This window comes from Psychrobacter sp. AOP30-A2-5 (assembly GCF_052378115.1).
Taxonomy (GTDB): domain Bacteria; phylum Pseudomonadota; class Gammaproteobacteria; order Pseudomonadales; family Moraxellaceae; genus Psychrobacter.
The window spans coordinates 1-567 of sequence record NZ_JBQSXK010000065.1; the positions used below are offsets into that span (position 1 = coordinate 1).

The 567-nt window shown below is 41.4% G+C and carries 1 pseudogene; it reads left to right on the plus strand.

From position 1 onward, the window contains the following. Positions 1 to 48: 48 nt before the first annotated feature. Positions 49 to 567: pseudogene (locus ACT3S4_RS14380) on the plus strand (RNA-guided endonuclease InsQ/TnpB family protein); the annotation flags it as partial.

Genomic DNA, 567 nt, shown 5'->3' on the forward strand with positions numbered 1-567 from the left:
GATTGAACATACCTTGATAACCAAATACATTGAGATCATAATTACCCCATGAAAACGCTCAAACTACGCATCAAAGACAAACATGCCACTCAGCTAAATATCTTAGCGGGGTCGGTTAACTTTGTCTGGAATTACGTCAATGAGCTAAGTTTTAAACACCTCAAGCGTACTGGTCAATTCTTTTCGGCTTATGATTTGGCTACTTACACCAAAGGTGCGGGTGAATATCTAAACCTACACAGCCAAACCTTACAAGCAGTGACCGAAACCCATGCCAAGGCTCGTAAACAGTTTAAAAAAGCCAAACTCAACTGGCGCACCAATAATCCTAAAGCCAAACGTAGTTCTCTTGGTTGGATTCCGTTTAAAAAGACCGCTATTAATCATATCAGCACCCGCCAAAGTGGTAAAAAGTGTCTAAAAAGCACCCTGCAATTCAGCTTAGCTAAAGGTAAAAAAATCACTATTGACCTATGGGACAGCTATAACTTAGCGCTCTACACCATCAATACTTGCGAATTGGTACAGGACAATCGCGGTCACTGGTACGTCTGTGTGACGGTTAAA